Origin of the sequence: Acinetobacter sp. LMB-5 (genome assembly GCF_001541635.1) — a bacterium.
Classification (GTDB): domain Bacteria; phylum Pseudomonadota; class Gammaproteobacteria; order Pseudomonadales; family Moraxellaceae; genus Acinetobacter; species Acinetobacter pittii.
In genome coordinates, this window is record NZ_LRDR01000004.1 from 45755 (window position 1) to 70185 (window position 24431).

A 24431-nucleotide genomic window follows, 5' to 3' on the forward strand; every position below is an offset into this window, starting at 1 on the left:
AAAAGGAAGGCTTTAGCCTTCCTTTTTTATATTACGGGGTTAGACCGACTGGATTTCGATACCAACTCTGAATGAGTAAGGCGGCTGCAAAACTATCTGCAGAAAGTTTTTTTGCTCGACCTTGCTCTTGGTAGAAACCGAGTTCTTCTCGTGCTTCACGTGTAGTTAAACGCTCATCTACCATTAATGTTTCAATATTGGTTTGATGGCGTAAACGTCTCGCAAATTTGCGAGCACGTGTAGAAAGTTCTGACTCGCTATCATCCATATTCAAAGGCAAACCAACCAAAAATAGATCAGGTTGCCATTCTTTCACGATTTTTAAGAGTTGATCCCAGTTTGGAATTCCATCTTTCATCACAAATAGGGGGAGAGGATTGGCACTTTCAATTGAAGACTGACCAATTGCCATTCCCATTTTTTGAGTGCCAAAGTCAAAAGCCATAATCGATTTTGATTGTGTTTCGGTCATTAAGCATGTCCGATTTCAGATGCTAACCAAGCACGATCTACACCGATTTTTTTATAAGCTGCATCCCAACGATCGTCATAAGGCAGGTTAAAAATTAGGTCCATATCGGCATCACAAATGAGCCAGTCACCGCGTGTAATTTCATCTTCTAGCTGGTTTTTACCCCAGCTCGCATAACCTAAAGCAATTTGATATCGACCAACACCTTCATTGTGGGCAATCGCATCAAGAATATCTTTACTGGTGGTAATACAAACATTTTCACCTACAGCGATAGATGAATGCCATGTCGGTTGTCCAGTATGAAGAACGAATCCAGCCTCGGGACGTAATGGGCCACCTTGTAAAACCACATGTGGATTTACATTGTCTGCTTCAATGTCGAGATCATTGAGTAATTCTTTAATTTGAATGCCGGAAGGGCGGTTAATAATAATGCCTTGAGCACCTTCTTCATCATGACGGGCAAGATAAATTACAGTGTTTGCGAAAAAGTCATCTGCCATTTCTGGCGGGGCAATCAGACAACGGTGAGTCAGATATTGTTTGGTCACCTAAGCGGTTCTCCCTCAAAAAATGTCACTAGAGGGTCTCTCGACCCTTTTATCTATATAGGTTCTTTTTATCAACATACAAGAGTTAATCGGATTTCGCCAATCTTTTTCTCTCATTTTTTATTAATTTGAAGAAGCCTGAAATTTAAGTTGGCGTAATTGTTTTGCGTGTTGCAAGGTTGTTTCATTAATTTCAACACCGCCTGACATGCGTGCTAACTCAGAAATAATTTGATTTTCATCAAGTTGTACAATGGTACTGCTTGCTGGATCAGTTTGCTGTTTCTTCACTAATAAATGCTGATCTGACTGAGCAGCAACTTGTGCTTGGTGAGTAATACATAAAAGTTGAACATGTTGGGCTAAGTCAGCAAGTAAACGTCCCACAACTTCTGCTGTACCACCACTAATACCAACATCAATTTCATCAAACACTAAAACTTCTGCTTCGGTTTTTTCAGCGTTCATGACTTGCATGACAAGTGCAATACGTGAAAGTTCACCACCTGAAGCTACTCGTGCTAATGGTTGAGGAGGAATACCCTTATTGGCAGTAAATAATAGTTGAATAAAACTCAAACCTTCAGCGGTAGGTTGCTCTAGTGGTTCAAACTTAAACTCAAAGTGTGCTTCTGGTAGCGCTAAAGGCTTCACTTGTTCAGTTAATTGCTTCGCAAGAGGAGCGGCAGCTTCACGACGAATATTGTCTAAATGCTGAGCTTTTTCTAAGAACTCCTCATGCGACTTTTCAACTTGTTCTGCCAATGTTTCTGGGTCTTCAAGTTGATGCAATTGCTCAAGCTCACTTTGCCAAGCTTCATATTCTTCTTTAAGTGTTTCTGGTTGAGTGCGGTATTTACGTGCCAGACGGTGGAAAACTTCCAACTTGGAATTTAGTTCTTCCATTCGCTCTGGATCAAAACTTTGACGGTCAATAAATTGACGCAAGTTTGCCGTTGCATCATCTATTTCACTTTGAGCATTCAGTAGAGAATTATAAATCTCGGAAAGTTGTTCGCTACGGCCCGCGTGGGATTCTAATCTGCGAATAATCGAAGACATTTCTTGAGTAATGTTTTGCTCAGCTTCATCAAGCACATTTAGGCTGTAGCTACAATCTTGCATGATATGTTCATGATGACTGAGGCGATCGAACTCTTGCTCAATTTCTTTATAGTCAGTTTGAATGACCTCTTCGAGCTCTTCAATTTGATGCTCTAAAGTACCAATGCGTTGTAGGCGGGTTGCTTGCGCATCTAAGGCTGCCTGATGCAAACGAATGGTACGTTGCCATGTGCTATAGGCTTCACGTACATCATTTGCTTCAGCATAAAAATTGTTATAACGATCTAACCAATGCTTTGGATAAGGTGGTTCAAGCAGCTGCTGCTGGCTGTGCTGACTATAGAGCTGAACCAGCAAACGGCCTAATTCTTTGAGTTCAGATAGACTACTTGGGCGTCCATTGACCCATGCTTTACTACGGCCAGTTGCAAAAATCACACGACGTAAATGAATTTCCCCAGAATCATCATCTAGCTCGTGGTCTTGGAGCCATTTTGCTTCAGGACTATTATTTTGATAGGTAAAAACAGCGGTAATATCCGCTTTGTCCGAACCATAACGGACATAATTTGTATCTGTACGTTCCCCTAGGCAGGCAGAGAGTGCATCCAGTAATAATGATTTTCCGGCACCTGTTTCGCCTGTTAGAACATTAAATCCTTGTTCTATATCAATAGCCAAATGATCAGCTAATGCAAAATTAATTAAAGTTAAATGTGTGAGCATAAACGCATCCAACGCGCCAAATTATGGGTTAAAGATAGAGAAGTTTTGAATTTGCTACAAGTGATCTATTATTCTAACTGAAATTATAGAACAGCAAGATTGCGGATATTTACAATGAAAAAAACATTAAGCTTACCGAAACCACCAATAGGGATGATCAACCGCCATAAAAAAAACAATCCTGCGGAAATGAATAAAATTCTAAATCAGCATTTTAATGCATTTAAACAGGCAGCAGCACAAGGGGATTATGCCAAAGCTTATCAACATGTTAAACAAGCTGTTAATTTGGTTCCCAAGCATGCTGGTGCCTTATCAGATTTAGCTTATACCGAATTGCGCTTAGGCCGTTATAACGATGCCTATCAACATTATTTACAAGCGATTCAAGCAAGTGGAGCTAACGTAAATACAAACTTATATGATGGACTCACAGAAGTTTGTCATCACTTAAAGAAAAAAGAAGAAACAATCAAATTTGGACGCTTGGCAATTGCAACCAAAAAAGAATTAGTGAAGAGCGAACCTGTTTTGGCAATTCCCAATCATGCACCACCAGCATTTAGTGCAAATCCTCAAGAAAATATTATTGCTTTTTCATTGTTTGGGGCAAACCCTCGCTATTGTGAAACCTCTATTTTAAATATTCAGTTAGCCAAACAAATTTATCCTGAATGGACGTGTCGCTTTTATGTCGATGATACTGTGCCAGTACTGGTGCAACAGCGTTTAAAAGAGAAGGGCGCGCAAGTTATTCAGGTTACAGATTCTCAAAAACAGCTATCTGGTTTGTTTTGGCGCTTTTTGGTGATGGATGATCCGACAATTAAGCGTTTTCTGATACGTGATGCCGACTCCATTGTCTCGCACCGCGAAAAAGCAGCTGTAGATGCTTGGCTCAAGAGTGATAAATGGTTTCACTTAATGCGAGACAATTATTCTCATACCGAGTTAATTTTGGCGGGAATGTGGGGTGGATGTACGGGGATTTTTCATAATATTGAAGCACATATCAGGGATTATGTTGCCACCGGACGTTATCTGGATAATCGGGTGATGGATCAGCATTATTTGCGCTACTGTATTTGGCCGACTTTAAAACAAAGTGTGCTTATACACGATAGCCAGCAATTCGATTCAGATGCCATCGATTTTCCAGCTTATGATCTGGCGTTAATGCAAAACGACAGCGAAAATTTTCATGTAGGAATGAATGACGGTTCATCGGTAGTTGCTACAGCAGTTGCCCATCCAACTGCACAGAGAGTGTGTTGGGTACTTCTAGATGAAAATCAGGTCGAAGTTTGCAGATACGATGCAATTGTGTCGAATAGTCGAAATATTGAGATTAACTTACCTTATGCTTTTGCCAAAAAAATTCAGGCACAGCAGTGGAAATTACAAGTCTATCCGTATGAAAACTGATTGATTAGTTATTTAGGCACAATTAAACTACATTCATCATAATTTATATAAATACGGCATTATCTGGAGAGTGTGCATGAGTTCAACCCAATTTGATCATGTAACGGTCATCAAAAAATCAAACGTTTATTTTGGTGGAGCATGTATCAGCCATACCGTGCAATTTGAAGATGGAACAAAAAAAACACTAGGTGTTATTTTGCCGACTGAGCAAGCTTTAACTTTTGAAACCCATGTTCCTGAGCGTATGGAAATTATTTCAGGTGAATGCCGCGTAACAATTGCGGATAGTAATGAAAGTGAGTTGTTCCGTGCAGGCCAATCATTTTATGTGCCTGGTAATAGTCTTTTTAAAATTGAAACTGATGAAGTGCTCGATTACGTGTGCCATTTAGAAGGCTAAGAAATTCCTATTCAAATCGGGTACACTATGCCCAAAGAAATCCTGTGAAGTTGGCTTTGCAGGATTTTTATTTTTTTGCTCAAACGTTGTTAGAGGTCATGCATGGCAAAACCGGAATATTATTATGGCGTTCATTCAGTGGAGTCATTGTTAGAACTTGAGCCGGAACGTGTGCTAACCCTGTTTACTTTAAAAGGACGGGATGACCAGCGTTTGCAAAAGATTTTGCAATTGGCAGAGCCTTTTGGAATTAGTGTACAAAAAGCAAGCCGTGATAGTCTCGAAAAGCTTGCAGGTCTACCGTTTCATCAAGGCGTGGTTGCAGCAGTACGTCCGCATCCGACTTTAAATGAAAAAGATCTAGATCAGATCTTGGCTGAAACCCCAGATGCTTTATTGCTGGCATTAGATCAGGTGACAGACCCGCATAACTTAGGGGCTTGCATCCGTACCGCGGCTGCAATGGGCGTGCAAGCAGTGATTGTACCTCGTGATCGTTCGGCAAGTTTAACCCCAACAGCTCGTAAAGTTGCAGCGGGTGGAGCTGAAAAAGTTAAATTCATTCAAGTAACAAATTTGGCTCGTACATTAGCCCATCTCAAAGAGACGACTCATACACGTGTGATTGGCACTATGCTTGATGAAAGTGCAATGCCAATTCAAAAATGTGATTTCTCTGGCCCAGTCGTGATCGTAATGGGAGCCGAAGATACAGGTTTACGTCCAATTACACAGGCACAGTGTGATCATAAAGTTTATATTCCGATGTCTGGAAATTTACAGAGTCTAAATGTGAGCGTGGCAACGGGTATGGCACTTTATGAGGCTTGTCGTCAGCGTTCTGAGGTATAATCTAGCTGCCTTTCTAGTTTGTAAGCAGTCTTGATATGTCTCCCCGTAAGCAAGGTTATTTTTTTGTATTGGTGACCATGTGCATTTGGGGCGGGTTTACACTTTTTGCCCGTTTAAATGCACAGTGGCACATCAGTGCTTGGGACATCGCTGCACTGCGCTTTGCTATCGCCTTCCTGATTTTGATGCCGATTTTGATCTATAAGAAAGATCTCGCTTTTTTATGGAGTAAGCACGCTGTTATTTTGGCGCTCATTGGCGGAGTCATTTATTGTCTTACCGTCTACACCGCATTTCTCTATGCTCCCGCTGCACATGCTGCCATTTTTTTAAATGGTTGTATCCCAATTTGTACTGCAATTGCAGCATACATTTTATTTAGACAACCATTTGATAAGCATACATGGGTGAGTCTGGCAATTATGATCACTGCCTTGGCTCTCATGAGTGTGTTGATGTTGCGAGGTAATGCTTCTGCTTTTGGCGTGGGGGATTTACTTCTTTTTATTAGTGCGATTTGGTGGGGCATTTTCACTGTATTACTTAAACAGTGGAAACTTTCCGCATGGCACTCTATGGCGAGTGTTGCGATTTGGTCTGCAATTATTTACTTACCCATCTATGCTTTATTCTTACCTAAACATTTCATGGAAGTCAGTCCTGTTCATCTAGCGATACAAGGTATTTTCCATGGTGTGTTTGTCGTGATTATTGCGACATTAACCTATGTTGCGGCTATCCAAAGACTTGGTGCTTTTAAAACGGGAAGTATTGTTACTTTGGCGCCGTTTATTGCCGCCATTTTAGCTGTACCTTTACTTGGTGAGTCATTAAGTCCATCAATTGTTGTGGGCTTGGTGGGAATGGGAATCGGTGCCTTACAACCTTGGCGCTGGTTTCGACAAGATAGCTTGGCACAAAAGATTCAGCAGCAAAATAAGCAGGATTAGTTGGCGCGCTTCAAATAGCTTTGATGTAAAGGCTCTAATTGCTGATATAAATGTTCGAGTAATCCGTCATTAAACACAATGTCATTGGCAAGTTCACGTTTACGCTCGCGTGGCATTTGTGCTGCAATAATTTTCTGGATTTGTTCTTGGTTTTGCCCATCTCGCTGGCTTGCACGCTGAATTTGAGTTTGTTCACTCGCATCAATTAATAGCGTGTGATTAACCAATTCATGCTGGTTGGTTTCAAAAAGCAGGGGTGAAACTAAAATCACATAAGGACTTTTTGGGTTTTGTAGCTGCTGAATAATAGATTGGCGAATGGCTGGATGCGTGATTTTCTCAAGTGTTTGTCTTGCTTCAGGGTTTTGAAAAATATATTCACGTAGTGCACGACGATCTAGATTGCCGTCGGGTTGAAGTACCCAATCTCCAAAAGTTTGTTGGATTTTTTGGAGGGTAGGTCGGCCTTTTTCAACCACTTCGCGAGCAACAATATCAGCATCGACGACTTGGATTCCTTGGGATTCAAACCATTGTGTTGCAGCAGATTTCCCACTGCCAATACCACCTGTGACTCCCAGAATAAAAGCCATCTTAACCTCCCAGATAAATTTTCATAATTTGGTCACCCCATAAGAAGGCAACCCAACCCGCAATGGCAATATATGGCCCAAACGCAAAGGGCTGATTATCATTACGTAATTTTAGTAAAATGATGCCAATAATTGCACCGAGTAAAGATGACAATAGCACAATTAATGGCAGCATCAATGGTCCCATCCACGCGCCTAATGCGGCAAGCAATTTAAAGTCGCCGTAACCCATACCTTCTTTGCCTGTAATCACTTTAAATAAGTAATACACAATCCAAAGACATAAAAAGCCGATTAAATATCCCCAAATGGCTGAGTTAGGCGAGGTGTAAATATTAAAGGTATTAATACCTAAGCCGAGCGCAGCCAAAGGTAGGGTGAAACGGTCAGGTAGTAGCTGAGTATCAAAGTCTATAAATGTTAAAGCAATCAAAATCCAAGTGAGCACTAGCCCCCAAAGCATTTGTAGGGTTGGACCAAAAACCATGACGATGACTAATGAACATAGCATCGTGAGTAATTCAATCGCTGGATAACGCATGCTAATAGGATGTTGGCAATGGCCACATTTTCCTCTTAACATTAACCAGCTTATAACTGGAATATTTTGATACCAACGGATCGGTTGCTGACATGCAGGACATGATGAAGCAGGTTTACTTAATGTCAGCTTTTCATGCTCAATGATGGGTAGTTCGGGATTAAGCAACATTTGACATTCCTGCTGCCAATCTTGTTCCATCATTTTGGGGGTGCGATAAATTACCACATTCAAAAAGCTACCAATACATAGGCTCAATAGTGCGACTGCAATATAAAGTGCAGTTAAGTTTTGAATAAAATAAGCAATAATTTCTTGCATTATATGACTGAGCCCATTTGGAAAATTGGAAGATACATAGCAATCACTAGACCACCTACGAGCACCCCTAAAATTGCCATGATTAAAGGTTCCATCATTGAAGTTAAACCATCAACGGCATTATCAACTTCATTTTCATAATAAGTAGCAACTTTATCGAGCATGCTGTCTAGCGCACCAGATTCTTCACCAATTGCGACCATTTGTATAGCCATAGATGGAAAACGATTTGAAACACGCATTGCAAATTGGAGTTGTTGACCAGTAGCAACATCTTCACGAATTTTCATGACGGCTTCTTCATAAATGACATTGTTGGTTGCACCAGCAGTTGATTCAAGGGCATCAATGAGTGGAACACCAGCCGCAAACGTAGTGGCTAAAGTACGGCTATAACGGGCAATAATCGCCTTATAAACCAAATCACCAAAGATAGGTAGTTTCAGGGTGAGTTTGTCTAAACCATCACGAAATTTCTTACTACGCTTCTTGGCTTCCAGAAAGGCAGCAATCACTGCTCCAATCACAATAATCATAATGAACCAGTATTCCTGCATCCATTTCGACATATTCACGACCATTTGGGTAAATGCAGGTAAATCTGCACCAAAAGAAGAAAACAGGTCTTGGAAAACAGGCACTACTTTAACCATCAAAATAATGGTAACAACCACAGCAACTACAATAACCGTTGCTGGATATTTCATAGCCTTCTTAATTTTCTGCTTAAGTAATTCACTTTTTTCTTTGTAAATTGCCACACGGTCCAACATGGTTTCAAGCGCACCAGATTGTTCGCCAGACTCTACAAGAGAACAAAACAAGTTATCGAAGTGTTGAGGATACTTCCTTAAAGCTGAAGCAAAGGTACTACCGCCTTCAACTTCACCTTTAATCCCGAGTACCACCTCGCGCATGGCTGGGTTTTCTAGACCCTCCGCTACAATTTCAAAGCCTTGTACCAGTGGGACACCAGCTTTCATCATGGTTGCAAGTTGCCTAGTAAAAATTGTGATATCGAGCGTTGATACTTTCTTCTTGAACAAACCCTCAAGAATATTTTTACGCTTTTCCCGAATATTACGGACAGTTACACCTTGTTTGCGTAGGGTGACTTTGGCTAAGGCCATATTCTTAGCTGGAAGTTCGCCCTTAATTTTTATGCCCTTACGGTCAACCCCTTCATAAGCAAAAGTCGGCATCATTTGTGCCTTTTTGACAGTCATGAATTATCCTTATTTTAAATTGTCTTTTATTCACTGGTCACGCGGTTAACTTCTTGTAAGGAAGTTACACCTTGCATGACTTTCTTTAACCCTGAACGACGCAGATTATTAAACCCCAGTTTTTCAGAAGCAGCAGCGATTTCTAAAGCATTGCCATCTTCCATAATAATCTTGGAAATTTCAGGTGTAACTTTCATCACCTCGTAAATACCTACTCGACCTTTGTAGCCTTCACGACACTCAGTACAACCTACAGGTTGAAAAACTTGAAAATCGGGATGGGTTAAATCTTGATCGGTAAAGCCCATTTCTAATAGGCTCTGTTTAGGAATGTCGGCAGGTGTTTTACACTGTGGGCATAACCGACGCGCCAAACGTTGAGCAATCACCAGATTGACAGACGTTGCGATATTAAAGGATGGAACACCCATATTACGTAGGCGAGTAAGTGTTTCTGGCGCACTATTGGTATGCAGTGTGGACATTACCATGTGACCGGTTTGTGCAGCTTTAATCGCAATTTCAGCCGTTTCTAAGTCACGAATCTCACCGACCATAATAATGTCAGGGTCTTGACGTAAAAATGATTTCAGTGCGGCCGAAAAAGTAAGACCTACTTTTGGGTTAACGTTAACCTGATTAATGCCTTCAAGGTTGATTTCGACTGGATCTTCGGCAGTGGAAATATTAGAGCTTTCAGTATTTAAAATATTTAAGCCAGTATATAAAGATACCGTTTTACCAGAACCGGTAGGACCTGTAATTAAAAGCATACCTTGTGGTTTATCGAGTGCTTCTAAAAAAAGAGCTTTCTGATCTTCTTCATATCCTAAAGCATCAATTCCGAGCATCGCGCTAGATGGATCGAGAATACGCAGAACCAGTTTTTCACCAAACAACGTTGGAAGTGAGTTCACACGAAAATCGATTGCTTTAGTTTTTGATAACTTCAGCTTGATACGGCCATCTTGAGGTACCCGCTTTTCGGAAATATCCATTTGAGACATAACTTTTAAACGTGAAGCCAAACGGTTAGCCAATTGCAAAGGTGGATTTGCAATCTGACGTAACACGCCGTCGACTCGATAACGGACCCGATATGATTTCTCATAGGGTTCAAAATGTAAGTCTGAAGCCCCCATACGAATTGCATCGATGAGTAATTTATTAATATATTTAACAATAGGTGCTTCATCACCTTGAGGCGTTTCTTCCTCATCCTCTTGTGAGGGTGGAGCTTCAAGGTCTACATCAAGATCAAACTCTTCATCACTAAATTCGAAGCTGCTTTCTTCGGTAAATTGCTGCGCCAGAATTTTCTCAAGCTTATGGTGCTCGACAATGACTGGTTCAACCATGAGCTTGCTATTAAAGCGAATGGCATCAATCGCTTCAATATTACTCGGGTTGCTGGTCGCGACATATAAAATCTGTCCTCTTTGTATGAGAGGTAAGACCCGATGTTTTAAAACCAGTTTCTGATCGACCAAATCCTTGGGAATTTGGCTTGTATCGTAAACATCCAGATCAAAATATGGTTCAGCAAATTCAATAGAAATTGTTTCAGCTAATAAAGAAGGGGAGAGATGAACCTCTTCAATCAGGTACGCAACTGTATCCCGTTTAGCTCTCTTTGCTGCATCTAATGCTGTTTGCATGGTCGCTGCCGACACATGTTTTTCTTCGACTAATCGTCGAAAAAACCCCGAAAATTTTGGAGATGTATGTATGACTGACATCTGCCTACCTGTGCTCATATGTTTATAATTGGTATATAAAAAATTATACTTTTGTTATCTAAAATTACTACCTGAGAAAATGATGCTCTGGTCTTGATCCACTCGCCAAAGCTTGAACTAGTCGAAGTTTTTATTCATTAATTTTTAAAAGACGATTCTTTAGACTCGATAAAGTTTTATAACTGTTTTCAATTAGTAGAAAAGATATGGGCAAAGCCGTTAAAGAAAAGTATCTGAAATTTGTATAAATGCGTGTAGAATGTGCTGCATTTTTGATGAAAGGTGAGCCGTATGTCGGGTTCGACGATTACGCCTTGGGTAGTTGGCAACTGGAAAATGAACCCAATGCGTGCCAATGCCAAACAACTTATAGAAGAATTTAAACAACTATTGCAACAAAACCAAATTGCAGATGAAAGCTGTCATGTAGGGGTTGCTCCGGTTTCTATTGCGCTTGCAATGGTACAAACACAATTGCAAGATGCTGCAAGAACAGTATATACAGTTGCACAAGATGTATCACGTGTAGCGGGTACGGGTGCGTATACTGGCGAAGTCAGCGCAGAATTATTAAAAGATAGCCAAATTAATTTTGTACTGGTTGGGCATTCTGAGCGCCGTGATATTTTTGGCGATAACGTTGAAATTTTGAAAGCTAAACTCCAAAATGCATTAAATGCGGGCTTGACTGTCATTTATTGTGTTGGTGAAAGCCTCGAACAACGTGAACAAGGTTTGGCAGAGCAAGTTGTATTGCAACAAATTTGTGATATTGCTCCTGTAGTGACTGCTGAGCAATGGCAAAAGCAAATTGTAGTTGCCTATGAGCCAATCTGGGCAATTGGGACAGGTAAAACTGCTTCTCCACAAGATGCACAGGCAATGCATGCTAAGATTCGTGAAGGTTTAAGTCAGATTACCCCAGCGGGTTCAGACATTGCGATTTTATATGGCGGTAGTGTAAAAGCTGAAAATGCGGTCGAATTGGCGGCATGTCCAGATATTAATGGTGCGTTGGTAGGCGGTGCTTCATTAAATGCAGCATCTTTTTATCAAATCGTACAAGCCTTTGCACAAAGTAAATAACGAGGATAGGGTATGCACTCTTTTGTACTGATCGTACATATTATTTTAGCGGTACTGATGATTGCCTTAATTCTAGTGCAACACGGTAAAGGTGCTGATGCCGGTGCTTCTTTCGGTGGTGGCGGAGCAGCAACTGTATTCGGTGCATCAGGTTCAGGTAACTTCCTTACTCGACTTACTGCTATCTTAACAGCGTTGTTTTTTGTGACGAGTTTAACTCTAGCTGTTTTTGCGAAAAAGCAGACTACTGATGCATATAGTTTGAAAACTGTACAAACTACAGCGCCTGTTCAAACGACATCGCCTGAAACTTCACCAAATGCACCAAAATCGAGTCAATAATTCGAAATAGGGCTTTCCTTTTGTAGTGGGAAGGACTAGAATGCGTCCCACAAGCTGCGGTGGTGGTGGAATTGGTAGACACGCTACCTTGAGGTGGTAGTGCCTTCGGGCGTGGGGGTTCAAGTCCCCCCTTCCGCACCAACTTTGAACCAGAAAGTTGAGTGCAAGCAGTTTTTTGATGCGGGATGGAGCAGTCTGGTAGCTCGTCGGGCTCATAACCCGAAGGTCGTTGGTTCAAATCCAGCTCCCGCTACCAATTTGATTAAGGTGCAACTTAATCAAGCGAATATTGGATAAGTTTACATTGACTTTTTTCGATATTTGTATATAATTTTTGCACGTTGATGCGGGATGGAGCAGTCTGGTAGCTCGTCGGGCTCATAACCCGAAGGTCGTTGGTTCAAATCCAGCTCCCGCTACCAAGTTTCTTAAAAGAGGCTCACAGACAGGTGGGCCTTTTTGCACAGTGGACTATTGTTTTCTGTGCTAAATAGGGGCGATTAACGCCCTTTTTTATTGGTTATCGTATCGCTATCGTGTAGTGTCGACATCAATTGGTCAAATAGTCATGCTTCACTATAGTAGGTCTGTGTCGGTTAAAACAACCGATTGAATCGCACGAGAATGACGAGAGTAAATGAAATTATCAAATAAATCCCAAGCATTGCATGACTTAATTGTTCCTGCAGTGGAAGCATGTGGTGTCGACCTTTGGGGGATCGAGTTTCTCCCACAAGGTAAACGTTCATTATTGCGTATTTATATCGATAAAGCGGTAAGTGAAGATGCTGAGCCTGTAATTAATGAAGATGGTGAAGTAGAACTAGGCCGTGGTATTGGTGTACAAGATTGTGTGCGTGTAACACAACAAGTTGGCGCAATGTTGGATGTTCATGATCCAATCTCAGGTGAGTATTCATTAGAAGTTTCTTCACCAGGTTGGGACCGTCCATTTTTTCAACTAGAACAGTTACAAGGCTACATCGGACAACAAATTGCTTTGCGTTTAATTGCAGCAGTAGAAAACCGTCGTAAATTTCAAGCAAAACTTATCGCAGTAGACCTTGAAAATGAAGAAATTCAGGTTGAAGTTGATGGGAAGCATGTGCTTGTGATCGACAGCAACAATATCGATAAAGCAAACTTGATCTATCAAGATTAAATTTATTTAAATTTTATAAGAAATCGGTAGGTGACTTATGGGCCGCGAAATTCTTACCGTTGTTGAAACGGTTAGTAATGAAAAAGGTGTTAGTCGTGAAGCGATCTTCGAAGCTTTAGAACAAGCTCTAGTTGCTGCAACGAAGAAAAGATTTTACGAAGGTACGCATGCTGAAGAAGCTCAGCTTCGTGTAGAAATTGATCGTAAAACTGGTGATTACCGTACGTTCCGTCAATGGACTGTTGTGGCAGATGAAGATCACGAAATGCCAGCTTGCCAAGATGCAATTTCTGACGTTGATCCAGCTAAATGGTCAATTGGTGACGTGCGTGAACTCGAAGTAGAATCTATTGAGTTTGGTCGTATTGCTGCACAAATTGCAAAACAAGTTATCGTACAAAAAATTCGTGAAGCTGAGCGTGCTTTAGTTGCTGATGCATACGAGTCTAAAGTTGGTGAGTTAATTTACGGTGAAGTGAAAAAACAAACCAAAGATGGCTTCATTATCGACTTAGGCGACAACGCAGAAGCTTATCTTGCACGCGAAGAGATGATTCCAAAAGAAATTCTTCGTCCAAAACAACGTGTAAACGCTATTTTATATAATGTTAACCGTGAAGGTCGTGGCGCTCAGTTGTTGTTATCACGTGCTAAGCCTGAAATGTTAATTGCTTTAATGAAAAAAGAAATTCCTGAAATTTCTGAAGAAATTATTGAAATTAAAGCAGCGGCACGTCAACCGGGCGTTCGTGCTAAAATTGCAGTGAAAACAAATGATCACCGTATTGACCCTGTGGGTGCATGTATTGGTATGCGTGGTACGCGTATTCAAGCTGTACAGCAAGAGTTAAATGGTGAGCGTATTGATGTAGTGGTCTGGTCTGATGATCCGGCTCAATACATTGCTAGTGCATTAGAACCAGCTGATGTTTCAGGCATCGTGCTTGATGAAGATGCAAGAAGTGCCGACATTATTTTTGCAACCAGCGATCAATTAGCTCGTGCGATTGGCTCTCAAGGTCAAAACGTTCGTTTAGCTTCTGATTTAACTGGCTACAAACTCGACATGATGCTTGAAGAAGAGTATCGTGCTCGTCAGCAAAATGAAGCTCAGCAATATCTTGATATGTTTGTATCACGTCTCGATATTGAAGAAGATTTAGCAATGGCATTGGTGGAAATGGGCTTCACTTCTTTAGAAGAGATTGCTTATGTTCCTGCTGAAACTTTTGACGAAATTGAGCTTGATGCTGAATTGGTTGAGTTATTGCAAAGTCGTGCAAAAGAAGCAGCCCTTACTGATGCTTTGAAACAGCAAGAAAATATTCAAGAACCGAGCGCAGACCTTCTCACTATGGAAGGCATGACTTCTGAGATCGCTTACTCGCTTGCCGCTCGCGGTATTATTACTGTCGACGATTTGGCAGATCAAGCTACTGACGATATCTCTGATATTGAAGGACTTGGTCATGAAAAAGCAGGTCAATTGATCATGAAAGCTCGCGAATCATGGTTTAACTAGGAGATGAAATATGACGGACAAGTCGATTAAAGAGTTAGCTCTCAGTGTAGGACGTCCTGTTGAGAAGCTCCTAGAACAGGCTCGTGAAGCAGGTTTGCCTCAACGTACAGCAGACGACATTATTACCACTGAACAACAGGATACTTTGGTCAATCATTTGAAAAAAGTTCATGGTCAGGAAAGTGGTAACACAGGAAAAATTGCGTTGAAACGTAAAACAACCAGTACCGCTAAAGTTGCAAGTACTTCAGGTAAAGCAAAAACAATTAACGTAGAAGTACGTAAAAAGCAGGTTTTTGCTAAACCAAACCCTGAACAAATTGCAGCAGAAGCTAAAGCACGTGCAGAAGCAGAAGCGAAAGCACGTGTAGAACAGCAAACGCGTGAAACTGCCGAGCAAAAAGCGCGTCTTCAAACAGAGCAAAAAGCAAAAGCAACTTTAGATGCTATGCGTGCTGCTCATCAACAAGATAGTGCTGCACAGACAGCCCCAAAAGCTGCTGTTGTAGTGAAAAAGCGTGGTGGTGGTACAGTAAAACCTGCACCAAAACCAGCTGAAACTCCAGAACAGAAAAGAGCTCGTGAAGAGCAGTCAGCTCAGTTAAAAGCAACTGAAGAAGCTGCACGTCGTAAAGCAGCTGAAGAAGCTCAGCAACGTACACTTGAACAAATGCGCAAAATGGCGTCTAAGTATTCAAATGACGATGCTACTACGACAATTCGTGTGATTGATGATTCTCCACTTGCTTCAGGTCTAGTTGGCCAAGCTTATGAAGATTCATTTAAGCAAGAAGACCGTGAAATTAAACGCGGTGGCGCAACCACTAACCCACGTGCTGGGAAGAAAGGTGGTCGTCGTGGTCAAGAAGAGCAAAGCTTTGTTAACCATAACAAACGTGGTTTAAAATCAAGCCAAGCGAATAAGCATGGATTTGAAAAGCCAGTTAAAAAGCAAGTTTATGATGTAGAAATCGGTTCAAGCATTGTTGTTGCCGATCTTGCTCAAAAAATGGCGATTAAAGTACGTGAAGTTATCAAAACACTTATGAAAATGGGTGAATTGGTTAATCAAGATCAAGCTATTGATCAAGACACAGCGGCACTTGTTGTAGAAGAAATGGGCCACAATCCTGTTTTAGTTTCTGATACACAAGCGGAAGATAACTTGCTTGAAGCAGCTGAAGAAGCTCGTGGTGAGCAAACAACTCGTCCGCCAGTTGTTACCATTATGGGTCACGTTGACCATGGTAAAACATCATTGCTTGACCGTATCCGTCGTTCGAAAGTGGCGGCTGGAGAAGCAGGTGGTATTACTCAGCATATTGGTGCATATCACGTTGAAACAGACAAAGGAATTATTACATTCCTTGATACACCGGGACATGCGGCATTTACTTCAATGCGTGCACGTGGTGCTAAAGCAACGGATATCGTTGTATTAGTTGTTGCTGCAGATGATGGTGTAATGCCACAAACTGCAGAAGCAATTGACCATGCTCGTGCAGCAGGTACTCCAATTATTGTTGCAATCAACAAAATGGATAAAGAATCTGCTGATCCAGACCGTGTGTTAAATGAATTAACAACGAAACAAATCGTTCCAGAAGAATGGGGTGGTGATGTTCCGATTGCTAAAGTTTCTGCACACAGCGGACAAGGTATTGATGAACTCCTTGATTTAATTCTTATTCAATCAGAATTGATGGAATTAAAAGCATCTGCTGAAGGTGCTGCGCAAGGTGTTGTTATTGAAGCACGTGTTGATAAAGGCCGTGGTGCAGTAACTTCGATTCTTGTTCAAAACGGTACATTAAACATTGGTGACCTTGTTCTTGCAGGTTCATCTTATGGTCGTGTCCGTGCAATGTCTGATGAAAACGGTAAGCCGATTAAATCAGCAGGACCATCTATTCCAGTAGAAATTCTGGGTCTTCCAGATGCTCCAATGGCGGGTGATGAAGTTCTTGTTGTAAATGACGAGAAGAAAGCGCGTGAAGTTGCCGATGCTCGTGCTGACCGTGAGCGTCAAAAACGTATTGATCGTCAAAGTGCTATGCGTCTTGAAAATATCATGTCGTCAATGGGCAAAAAAGATGTTCCTACAGTGAACGTTGTTTTGAAAACAGACGTACGTGGTACTTTAGAAGCATTGAATGCTGCTCTACATGAATTATCTACTGACGAAGTAAAAGTTCGTGTAATTAGCTCAGGTGTTGGTGCGATTACTGAGTCTGATGTAATTCTTGCTGAATCTTCAGAAGCTGTATTGTTAGGCTTTAACGTCCGTGCCGATACGACTGCTCGTCAACGAAGTGACCAAGACGGTATTGATATTCGTTACTACAGCATCATTTATGAATTAATTGATGATGTGAAAGATGCCATGAGCGGTAAACTTGCTCCTGAACATCGTGAAACAATCTTGGGTGTTGCGGAAGTACGTGAAGTATTCCACTCAAGTAAGTTTGGTGCAGCAGCAGGCTGTATGGTACTTGAAGGCACATTACATCGTAATAAACCGATTCGCGTATTACGTGATGATGTTGTAATTTTCCAAGGTGAGCTTGAATCTCTTCGTCGTTATAAAGACGTTGTTGATGAAGTTCGTGCAGGTATGGAATGTGGCCTTGCGGTGAAAGGTTATAAAGACATCAAACCACAAGATAAGATCGAAGTGTATGATGTTCAATTGATTAAACGGAGTCTTTAATGGCGGGTAGCCAACGCTTAAAGCGCATGGCGGATTCAGTACAACGTGAGTTGTCTGAGCTAATCCGTCAAGAGCTTAAAGATCCTCGCTTAGGTGGTCTAGTGACCATCTCTGCGGTGAAAGTTAGTGCGGATATGGGTTATGCTGAAGTTTATGTCACTGTTATGGGACGTGAACTCGGCGATGAGCAAAGTGAAGCAGCAAATAAAGAAACTTTAGATGTATTAAATAAAGCTTCTGGTTTCTTGCGTCATGAATTGAGCCGTCGCATTAAGACTCGTATTACGCCTCGCTTACGTTTCCATTACGATAAGACGAATGCATATGGTAACTATATGTTTGGTCTAATCGAAAAAGCGGTACAAGATTTGCCAGAACGTAAGTCAGATGACCAAGAGTAATTAAAACTCAAAATAAAAAAGCCACCTTCGGGTGGCTTTTTTATTGATTCAATTTCTTATTCTTTAGGAGGTTCCATTGGTGGTTTGTTTTGTGAAAAGCGTTGACCAATTTTGTACCGGTCCCAAGGGAGCGGGCGTTCAATGGCTTCAGGTACTTCACAACTCAGTGAGCGTAAACGTAAATGTAGCGCAGCTTGTGCAATCAAATTAGCCGAAACAGGCGCGGTAATAAAAGCTAAAAGGGTAATAAGTAATTCGGCAAAACCAAAGCGACCTTGGAAAGCAAAAAAGATCATGGAAGCGATCAGAAAGCTTCCTAAGCCGAGCGTACTCGACTTAGTTGGCGCATGTAAGCGCATGAATAAGTCGGGTAAACGGACCATACCGATTGAGCCAACTAACATGAAGAAGGCGCCAAAAACCAGAAAGACCGAAACAATAATTTCCATTGTAAATTGCATTTGACCTCTCCTTAATCGATAACATGACCGGTTGTGAAGTAACGTGCTAAGGCGGCTGTAGATACGAAACCTAACATCGCAACCAATAGTGCTCCTTCAAATAGAGAAGTCGTCATCCAATAAATGCCTAACACAACAATGAGGCAAGTTGCATTGAGGAAAAGTGTATCGAGCGCTAAAAGGCGGTCTACAATTGATGGGCCCATAACTAGTCTGAAAAGGCAAAGTAGCATCGAGATTGTAACGGCAATCAAGCTAATACCTAGAGCATAGGGTAGGATTGTCATGCACTTGCCTCCGTTTTACTTTTCACATCAAAAATTTCCATAAGAGGAATTTCATAACGTTCTTTGATGTCTTGAATATCAGATTCGGTATTATCTGTGCTTAAAGCGTGAACCAGAATATCCCCGCGTTCCTGATCAATACCCGCAGAAACCGTACCTGGTGTTGTGGTAATGATCATTGCCAGTAAGGTGTTGACCTGCTCATGTTCTGTCTCTAAAGGTACACGATACCATTTAGGATGTAATTTTTTAGTAGGTCCCAAAACAAGTTTTGCGACCTTAAAGTTAGAAATAATAATATCCCAAAGAACCACAAAACATAGTTTAACCGCAGGTTTCCAGTGAATATGCGGTGTACGGGTAATAAACGGTTTGACTAAACGAGGGATGATTAAGCCCAAAAGCATCGCAGTCAAAAGATCACTCGCATCAAGACTATGCGCCAGCATCAACCAAAATAAAACGATGAGAACCGAAACAAATGGATGTGGAAACCAGCGTTCAAGCAAATGAGATAACTGCATTGTTATGGCTCCATAGGTTTCAATTGACTTTCATCAACAATGGTAGGTGTTTGGAGTTTATCCTGTTGCTGAATTTGTCGTTGTTTATATTCAGAAATATGTTCGCCATTGAGCGTATCTTTCGAAATAATATCTGGAACAAGATAAGCATTATGATCTTCAACTTCACCGCCGTACTTGGTTTCTGGTAAGTAAGCTGGGTCATATGGTTGCACACTGATGACTTCACCGTTTTGATCTACTTTAAGAATAGAGTGTTGGTAAAGTGCATGGTCCTGAATCTGTTGTGCGGTGCTTAATGTGTAATGCTGAATTGGTGCAGCAAAGACAACATAAGCGATTAAACCAGCCAGTAATAGATAAATGACTTGATCGTTACGTGGTGGTGCGCGTTCCGGCAAAGCACGATAAAGAATATAAGCTGGATGGATTGGATCTTCTTCTGGAGGGGATGCGCGCCAGAATAAGATAAAACCAACACGTGTGAGTGCAATAATACTTAATAGGCTCACAACAAGCACAACACCAATAATCCAGCCTTGATAGCTAGCTTCAACTGTCGCTTGTAAAATGAATACTTTTCCAAGAAAACCACTAAAAGGTGGCAAACCTGCAAGCATCATGGCAATCAAGAAATAAGTCAGCATCGCCGCTTTTTCTTGTTTGATTCTTGGGGCAACTTTTAAATGATCTTTAAAATCTCCACGTTGTGAAGTGATCCATCCACAAAATAGATAAAAAGCTGCACCAATCAATGTACTGTGCACTAAGTAATATAAAGCACCAGACCATGCCTGCGTATTAGACATGGCAATTGCTGTAAGCAAGGTACCAATTGAAGAAAGGACCATAAAGCCGACAAATCGACGTAAACGATCTGCTCCAATTGCTGCAATCACCCCATAAAGAGAAGTAATTAAGCCAATAGGCAATAACCAGTTTTTTAAGATTTCTTGACTAAGCGCATCGTCAAATACTGTTCCATTTACACGTAAAATAGAATAGATCCCGACTTTAGTCATAATAGTGAAAATTGCAGCTACAGGCGTACTTGCAACAGCATAGGTTTTTGGTAGCCAAAAACCGACAGGAAGCATTGCTGCTTTAATACCGAAAACGACAAAGAGAAGTAACGAACCAGCGACTGCTAATTTGTGTTGATCTGCTTCAAGTGTCGGTATAAGACGTGAGACATCCGCCATGTTGAGGCTACCCACACTGCCATAAATCATACCAAGCCCAATTAAGAAGAGAGCAGAGGCTAAAAGATTGATAATGACATAGTGAACGCCAAGCTGAAAACGAGGTTTGCCTTGTCCATGTAAGAGCAATACATACGAAGCCATCAATAGGATTTCAAAAAAGACGAAAAGGTTAAATAAGTCGCCTGTTAGAAATGCTCCACAGATTCCCATTAATAGGAAATGTACCATGGCATGGAAATAGCGGCCACGCGTGTCCCAATTATCACTTGCATACCATAAAACTGGTACTGCTAATGCGTAAGTCAGTGCCAGCATAAAAGCTGAAAGGCGATCGAGTACAAGCACAATACCAAATGGTGCTGACCACTCACTTAATTGGTAAACAGTAATTTGACCCGTGCTGGCGTAACTAAGATAAACAATAGCGGTAATTAATCCGGCAATTGCTGAGACGAGGCTAATGCCACGACGCCAAGGCTGACGCCAGTCATCTTTTAAAGCTCCTGCCCCGGGGTTGCCTAACAGTAATAAGATAAAAGCAGTAAATGCTGGGATGAGAATGCTAAAAATAGGCGTGTGTTTTTGCCAAAAAGATAAAAAATCAAACATCACGGCTCATCCTCACGTGGGTCGTATGTTGGGGAAGCATCTTCTTTAGCATCAACATGATCACTACCTGATTCATAACGGCTACGTAGCGCAAGTTGTACAATAAACGCTGTAGTTGCAAAACCGATCACGATGGCGGTTAACACCAACGCCTGAGGGAGTGGATCAGTTATTTTTGTCGTTTCAGTTAAAATTGCCGGTGAGCTGATTTGTAATCGACCCATAGCAAATAAAAATAGGTTTACTGCATAACCGATTACAGCCAATCCGAGCACAACAGGGAAAGTACGAGCACGTAAAATCAGATAAATACCTGTGGCAACAAGTAAACCAATAGCAGAAGCCAGTAAGAATTCTAAACTGATCATGATGATTCCTCCCGATGTGGTACAGGACCGGACATACTCGAATGACGAGAGTCGCCTAATACAGAGATGAGCAACATTGTCGCGCCTACAACGGTGATATAAACACCCAAGTCAAAACTTGCAGCTGAAGCTAGATGTAGTTTTCCTAGAATTGGTAATTCAACATAGACATGAGCACTCGTGAGGAACGGACGTAACCAGAACCATGCTGCTATACCAGTCAGGCCTGCAATCGTTAATCCTGTGCCAATCCAGACTTCGTAAAGGCGGCCAGACTTCGCTTTTAACAGCTGTTCTGCTTGATCTTGACCTAGTGCAATATATTGAATGATTAGCGCCATTGAGGTGATTAGACCTGCAATGAAGCCACCGCCTGGATAGTTATGTCCTCGCAAAAAGATATAAACACTGACGACAAGCGCTAACGGTAATACCCAAGAGGCCGTAATACGGAACATAAGCGGAGATGGATTGAAACGATAGGTGAGACCTTGCGTCATGGTGGTGCCGTGTACACGCATACCATCCATTAAACATAGTGCACCAATCGCAGCGATTCCTAATACCGTAATTTCACCGAAGGTATCGAAGCCACGGAAGTCAACTAAAATGACATTTACAATATTTGAGCCACCACCAAGTGGTAAAGACTGTTGGGCAAAGAACCAAGAAATTGAATTATGATCACGGGTTAAAATGAGCCAAGTAATCCAGCCAATTCCTAAACCTCCAATAATTGCTAAGGCAGCATCTCTCAAACGTCTAGAACGACGAGACTCATACGGTGTGAGCTGTGGAAGTAACGATAAGCTCATTAATAAAAGAACGGTCGTTACAACGTCTACTGTAATTTGAGTCAGTGCTAAATCTGGTGCTGACATGGTGACGAAGACCATCGTTACCACTAGACCAATTGCACCACTAATAAGTACTGCTTTAATACGCTCATGGTGGAACCAGAGCATCATCCAACAGCCTGAGAACAACGTCAGCCAAAGAACCACAGCAATCCATGGAGCATGGGTGAGTTCGCGTGTACCAGTGCTCAACCCTTGATTGAGTAAAGGCATGGTGACCATGATGACGCTAAAAGCAATGATCCAGAACAAATAACTTTGCAATGAACCATTTTCAGTTTTTTGTTTGATTTTTCGGCTTGTAAGCAGCAGATGTTTTAAAAATAAATCAAATAAGATGCGGCCTTGTAATCTGCCTAGACGTGGGTCAAGGTCAATTTTACGAATCATGCCGTCTTTTGCTAAAGCAAAGTAGAACAGCGTACCACCAACTAAAGCAATAATACTCATCACAAGAGGAGCGTTGAAACCATGCCAAATTGCAAGGTGTGTACCCGCAAATTCTGGTTGCATCAAGCTTGCTCTAGTGACGCTATTGACCAGTGGTTCTACCAATAACGAAGGCAGAACGCCGACTAAGATACAGAGCACAGCAAGAAGAAGGGCGGGAGCACGCATCCCGAGTGGTGGTTCATGTGCATCTTTATTTGGAACTTGTTTACCAATTGGGCCGTCAAAGAAAACACCATGCACTAAGCGGATTGAATAACTTACTGCGAAGATACCAGCCAGAGTTGCAATGATGCTGGCAAAGATAACCGTTGAGCCTGAAAGATTTGCCAATAGCTCGGTAAAGAACATCTCTTTTGAAATAAAGCCGTTGGTAAGTGGTACACCTGCCATAGAGGCAGCGGTAATCATGGTGAGTGTGGCAGTGAAAGGAAGTAATTGCCAAATACCACTGAGTTTTCGAAGATCACGTGTGCCGGTTTCATGATCAATAATCCCTGCAAGCATAAACAGCGCTGCTTTAAATGTTGCATGATTAATAATATGGAAAATAGCAGCGGCAACCGCTAAAGGAGAACCGATCCCGAGTAAACAAACAATAAGTCCTAAATGACTAATGGTTGAATAGGCTAACAGTCCTTTTAAATCTTCTTTGAAAATGGCAAAACACGCTGCCATACAGAGCGTAAATAGGCCGACAAACGTAACGATATTATGATAAATCGCAGCGCCTATAAAAATTGGAAGTAAGCGGGCAAGTAGAAAAATCCCGGCTTTTACCATGGTCGCAGAGTGTAGGTAAGCAGACACTGGTGTTGGTGCTGCCATTGCATTAGGTAACCAAAAATGAAATGGGAACTGAGCACTCTTTGTAAATGCGCCAAGCAAAACAAGCAATAACATTGGAATAAAAAGAGCGTGGGCTTGGATCGCATCTTTCATGCCCATGATTTCGCTAATTTCATAGGTCCCAGTGATTTGTCCCAAGAGAACAAATCCACCTAGCATTGCTAAACCGCCCATTCCTGTAATGGTGAGTGCCATCCGAGAGCCACGTTGAGCAGCTTCATAATGACTCCAATAACCCACTAACAAGAAAGATGAAATACTGGTGAGCTCCCAAAAGACTAATAAAATAATAAGATTATTAGAGAGCGAAATACCCAGCATTGCTGCCATAAACAGCATGAGTAACGTATAGAGTTTACTTAATGAGTTTTTAGGGCCTAAATAATAATAGGCGTATATATAAATGAGTGTACCGATACCGGTAATAAGAAGAGAAAATAATAAACCAAGAGCATCAAGTCTAAAGCTCAGATTGATCCCTAATTGAGGTAACCAATCCCAGCTTTGTTGAATGCTTGCACCACCAAGCACAGTTTTAGCTTGAGTCAGTAATAAACCAAAACTGGTTAAACTGACTCCAATTGCCCCTAAAGCCGTTACTCCACGCGAGAACCGTTGAAGCAATGAAACAAGGGTGGTGCCTAATATTAACGGTAATAAGATAATTATCGGTAGCACACTCGTATCCATATGTGATTTAGGCCGAAACCTAAAGGTGAAATTTTAATTTC

23 protein-coding genes and 3 tRNA genes are annotated in these 24431 nt (G+C 41.5%); 13 read left to right on the forward strand and 13 right to left on the reverse strand.

The genetic code is table 11. The features are described 5' to 3' along the window. Positions 1-31: 31 nt before the first annotated feature. From ruvX to recN, 3 genes are all read right to left on the reverse strand, one after another. The gene (gene ruvX / locus AW165_RS05460; RefSeq protein WP_002115066.1) at positions 32-472 is read right to left on the reverse strand and encodes a Holliday junction resolvase RuvX; all 441 of its coding nucleotides are present in this window, start codon (positions 470-472) and stop codon (positions 32-34) included. Then, positions 472-1026, reverse strand: coding sequence for a YqgE/AlgH family protein (locus tag AW165_RS05465; RefSeq protein ID WP_002114753.1), 555 nt, complete (start codon positions 1024-1026; stop codon positions 472-474). The genes ruvX and AW165_RS05465 overlap by 1 nt, the downstream gene beginning before the upstream one ends. A gap of 123 nt (positions 1027-1149) precedes the next feature. After that, on the reverse strand, positions 1150-2817 hold the full coding sequence (gene recN, locus AW165_RS05470) for a DNA repair protein RecN (RefSeq protein WP_017398724.1): 1668 nt from the start codon (positions 2815-2817) through the stop codon (positions 1150-1152). A 114-nt stretch (positions 2818-2931) separates the two neighbouring features. On the opposite strand from recN, the gene AW165_RS05475 reads away from it, so the two are divergent. From AW165_RS05475 to AW165_RS05490, 4 genes are all read left to right on the forward strand, one after another. Beyond that, entirely contained in the window at positions 2932-4242 is a 1311-nt protein-coding gene (locus tag AW165_RS05475; protein WP_060465185.1) for a tetratricopeptide repeat protein, read from the forward strand. A gap of 76 nt (positions 4243-4318) precedes the next feature. Beyond that, positions 4319-4645 carry a pyrimidine/purine nucleoside phosphorylase gene (locus AW165_RS05480; RefSeq protein WP_002115102.1) on the forward strand — a complete coding sequence of 109 codons (327 nt, stop codon included), beginning with the start codon at positions 4319-4321 and terminating at the stop codon, positions 4643-4645. A gap of 102 nt (positions 4646-4747) precedes the next feature. After that, positions 4748-5497 carry a 23S rRNA (guanosine(2251)-2'-O)-methyltransferase RlmB gene (rlmB, locus tag AW165_RS05485; protein ID WP_005079348.1) on the forward strand — a complete coding sequence of 250 codons (750 nt, stop codon included), beginning with the start codon at positions 4748-4750 and terminating at the stop codon, positions 5495-5497. Between the two features lie 35 nt (positions 5498-5532). Further along, complete coding sequence (locus AW165_RS05490; protein WP_014208224.1) at positions 5533-6447, forward strand: DMT family transporter; 915 nt, start codon at positions 5533-5535, stop codon at positions 6445-6447. On the opposite strand, the gene coaE is transcribed toward AW165_RS05490, so the two are convergent. The 4 genes from coaE to pilB are packed head-to-tail and all read right to left on the reverse strand — an operon-like array spanning position 6444 to position 10867. Further along, positions 6444-7040 (reverse strand): dephospho-CoA kinase, encoded by a 597-nt coding sequence (gene coaE, locus AW165_RS05495; RefSeq protein WP_060465186.1) that lies wholly within the window; start codon positions 7038-7040, stop codon positions 6444-6446. The genes AW165_RS05490 and coaE overlap by 4 nt on opposite strands. Before the next feature lies 1 nt (position 7041). Then, entirely contained in the window at positions 7042-7902 is an 861-nt protein-coding gene (locus AW165_RS05500; protein ID WP_060465187.1) for a prepilin peptidase, read from the reverse strand. Continuing rightward, positions 7902-9128, reverse strand: coding sequence for a type II secretion system F family protein (locus AW165_RS05505; protein ID WP_002114869.1), 1227 nt, complete (start codon positions 9126-9128; stop codon positions 7902-7904). Before AW165_RS05505 ends, AW165_RS05500 begins: the two co-directional genes overlap by 1 nt. A gap of 26 nt (positions 9129-9154) precedes the next feature. Further along, complete coding sequence (gene pilB, locus AW165_RS05510; protein WP_032038056.1) at positions 9155-10867, reverse strand: type IV-A pilus assembly ATPase PilB; 1713 nt, start codon at positions 10865-10867, stop codon at positions 9155-9157. A gap of 291 nt (positions 10868-11158) precedes the next feature. On the opposite strand from pilB, the gene tpiA reads away from it, so the two are divergent. The 9 genes from tpiA (at position 11159) to AW165_RS05555 (ending at position 18090) form a co-directional block, all read left to right on the forward strand. Then, the gene (gene tpiA, locus AW165_RS05515; RefSeq protein WP_017402589.1) at positions 11159-11953 is read left to right on the forward strand and encodes a triose-phosphate isomerase; all 795 of its coding nucleotides are present in this window, start codon (positions 11159-11161) and stop codon (positions 11951-11953) included. Positions 11954-11965: 12 nt separating this feature from the next. Beyond that, entirely contained in the window at positions 11966-12295 is a 330-nt protein-coding gene (gene secG, locus AW165_RS05520) for a preprotein translocase subunit SecG (RefSeq protein ID WP_002115012.1), read from the forward strand. A gap of 56 nt (positions 12296-12351) precedes the next feature. After that, positions 12352-12436: transfer RNA gene (locus AW165_RS05525), tRNA-Leu, on the forward strand. Between the two features lie 38 nt (positions 12437-12474). After that, positions 12475-12551, forward strand: a tRNA-Met gene (locus AW165_RS05530). An 89-nt stretch (positions 12552-12640) separates the two neighbouring features. Continuing rightward, positions 12641-12717 (forward strand) — tRNA-Met (locus tag AW165_RS05535). A gap of 215 nt (positions 12718-12932) precedes the next feature. Next, positions 12933-13457: a ribosome maturation factor RimP gene (gene rimP, locus AW165_RS05540; RefSeq protein ID WP_002114922.1), complete on the forward strand. Its 525-nt coding sequence runs from the start codon at positions 12933-12935 to the stop codon at positions 13455-13457. Between the two features lie 37 nt (positions 13458-13494). After that, on the forward strand, positions 13495-14979 hold the full coding sequence (nusA, locus tag AW165_RS05545) for a transcription termination factor NusA (protein ID WP_002115134.1): 1485 nt from the start codon (positions 13495-13497) through the stop codon (positions 14977-14979). Positions 14980-14989: 10 nt separating this feature from the next. Then, the gene (infB, locus tag AW165_RS05550; RefSeq protein ID WP_002114697.1) at positions 14990-17689 is read left to right on the forward strand and encodes a translation initiation factor IF-2; all 2700 of its coding nucleotides are present in this window, start codon (positions 14990-14992) and stop codon (positions 17687-17689) included. Continuing rightward, on the forward strand, positions 17689-18090 hold the full coding sequence (locus AW165_RS05555) for a ribosome-binding factor A (protein ID WP_002114836.1): 402 nt from the start codon (positions 17689-17691) through the stop codon (positions 18088-18090). Before infB ends, AW165_RS05555 begins: the two co-directional genes overlap by 1 nt. A 56-nt stretch (positions 18091-18146) precedes the next feature. Here AW165_RS05555 and AW165_RS05560 read toward each other — a convergent pair whose 3' ends face one another. From AW165_RS05560 to AW165_RS05585, 6 genes are read right to left on the reverse strand one after another with little or no spacing between them, the layout of a single operon-like run. Next, positions 18147-18551, reverse strand: a complete 405-nt coding sequence (locus tag AW165_RS05560; RefSeq protein ID WP_060465188.1) for a Na+/H+ antiporter subunit G — start codon at positions 18549-18551, stop codon at positions 18147-18149. 11 nt (positions 18552-18562) lie between these two features. Further along, entirely contained in the window at positions 18563-18838 is a 276-nt protein-coding gene (locus AW165_RS05565; RefSeq protein WP_005065886.1) for a monovalent cation/H+ antiporter subunit F, read from the reverse strand. Beyond that, the gene (locus tag AW165_RS05570) at positions 18835-19362 is read right to left on the reverse strand and encodes a Na+/H+ antiporter subunit E (RefSeq protein ID WP_014208230.1); all 528 of its coding nucleotides are present in this window, start codon (positions 19360-19362) and stop codon (positions 18835-18837) included. The genes AW165_RS05565 and AW165_RS05570 overlap by 4 nt, the downstream gene beginning before the upstream one ends. A gap of 2 nt (positions 19363-19364) precedes the next feature. Then, positions 19365-21176, reverse strand: coding sequence for a monovalent cation/H+ antiporter subunit D (locus AW165_RS05575; RefSeq protein WP_060465189.1), 1812 nt, complete (start codon positions 21174-21176; stop codon positions 19365-19367). Continuing rightward, entirely contained in the window at positions 21176-21544 is a 369-nt protein-coding gene (locus AW165_RS05580) for a Na+/H+ antiporter subunit C (protein WP_002115033.1), read from the reverse strand. Before AW165_RS05580 ends, AW165_RS05575 begins: the two co-directional genes overlap by 1 nt. Beyond that, positions 21541-24390, reverse strand: coding sequence for a monovalent cation/H+ antiporter subunit A (locus tag AW165_RS05585; RefSeq protein ID WP_060465190.1), 2850 nt, complete (start codon positions 24388-24390; stop codon positions 21541-21543). The genes AW165_RS05580 and AW165_RS05585 overlap by 4 nt, the downstream gene beginning before the upstream one ends. Positions 24391-24431 lie beyond the last annotated feature (41 nt).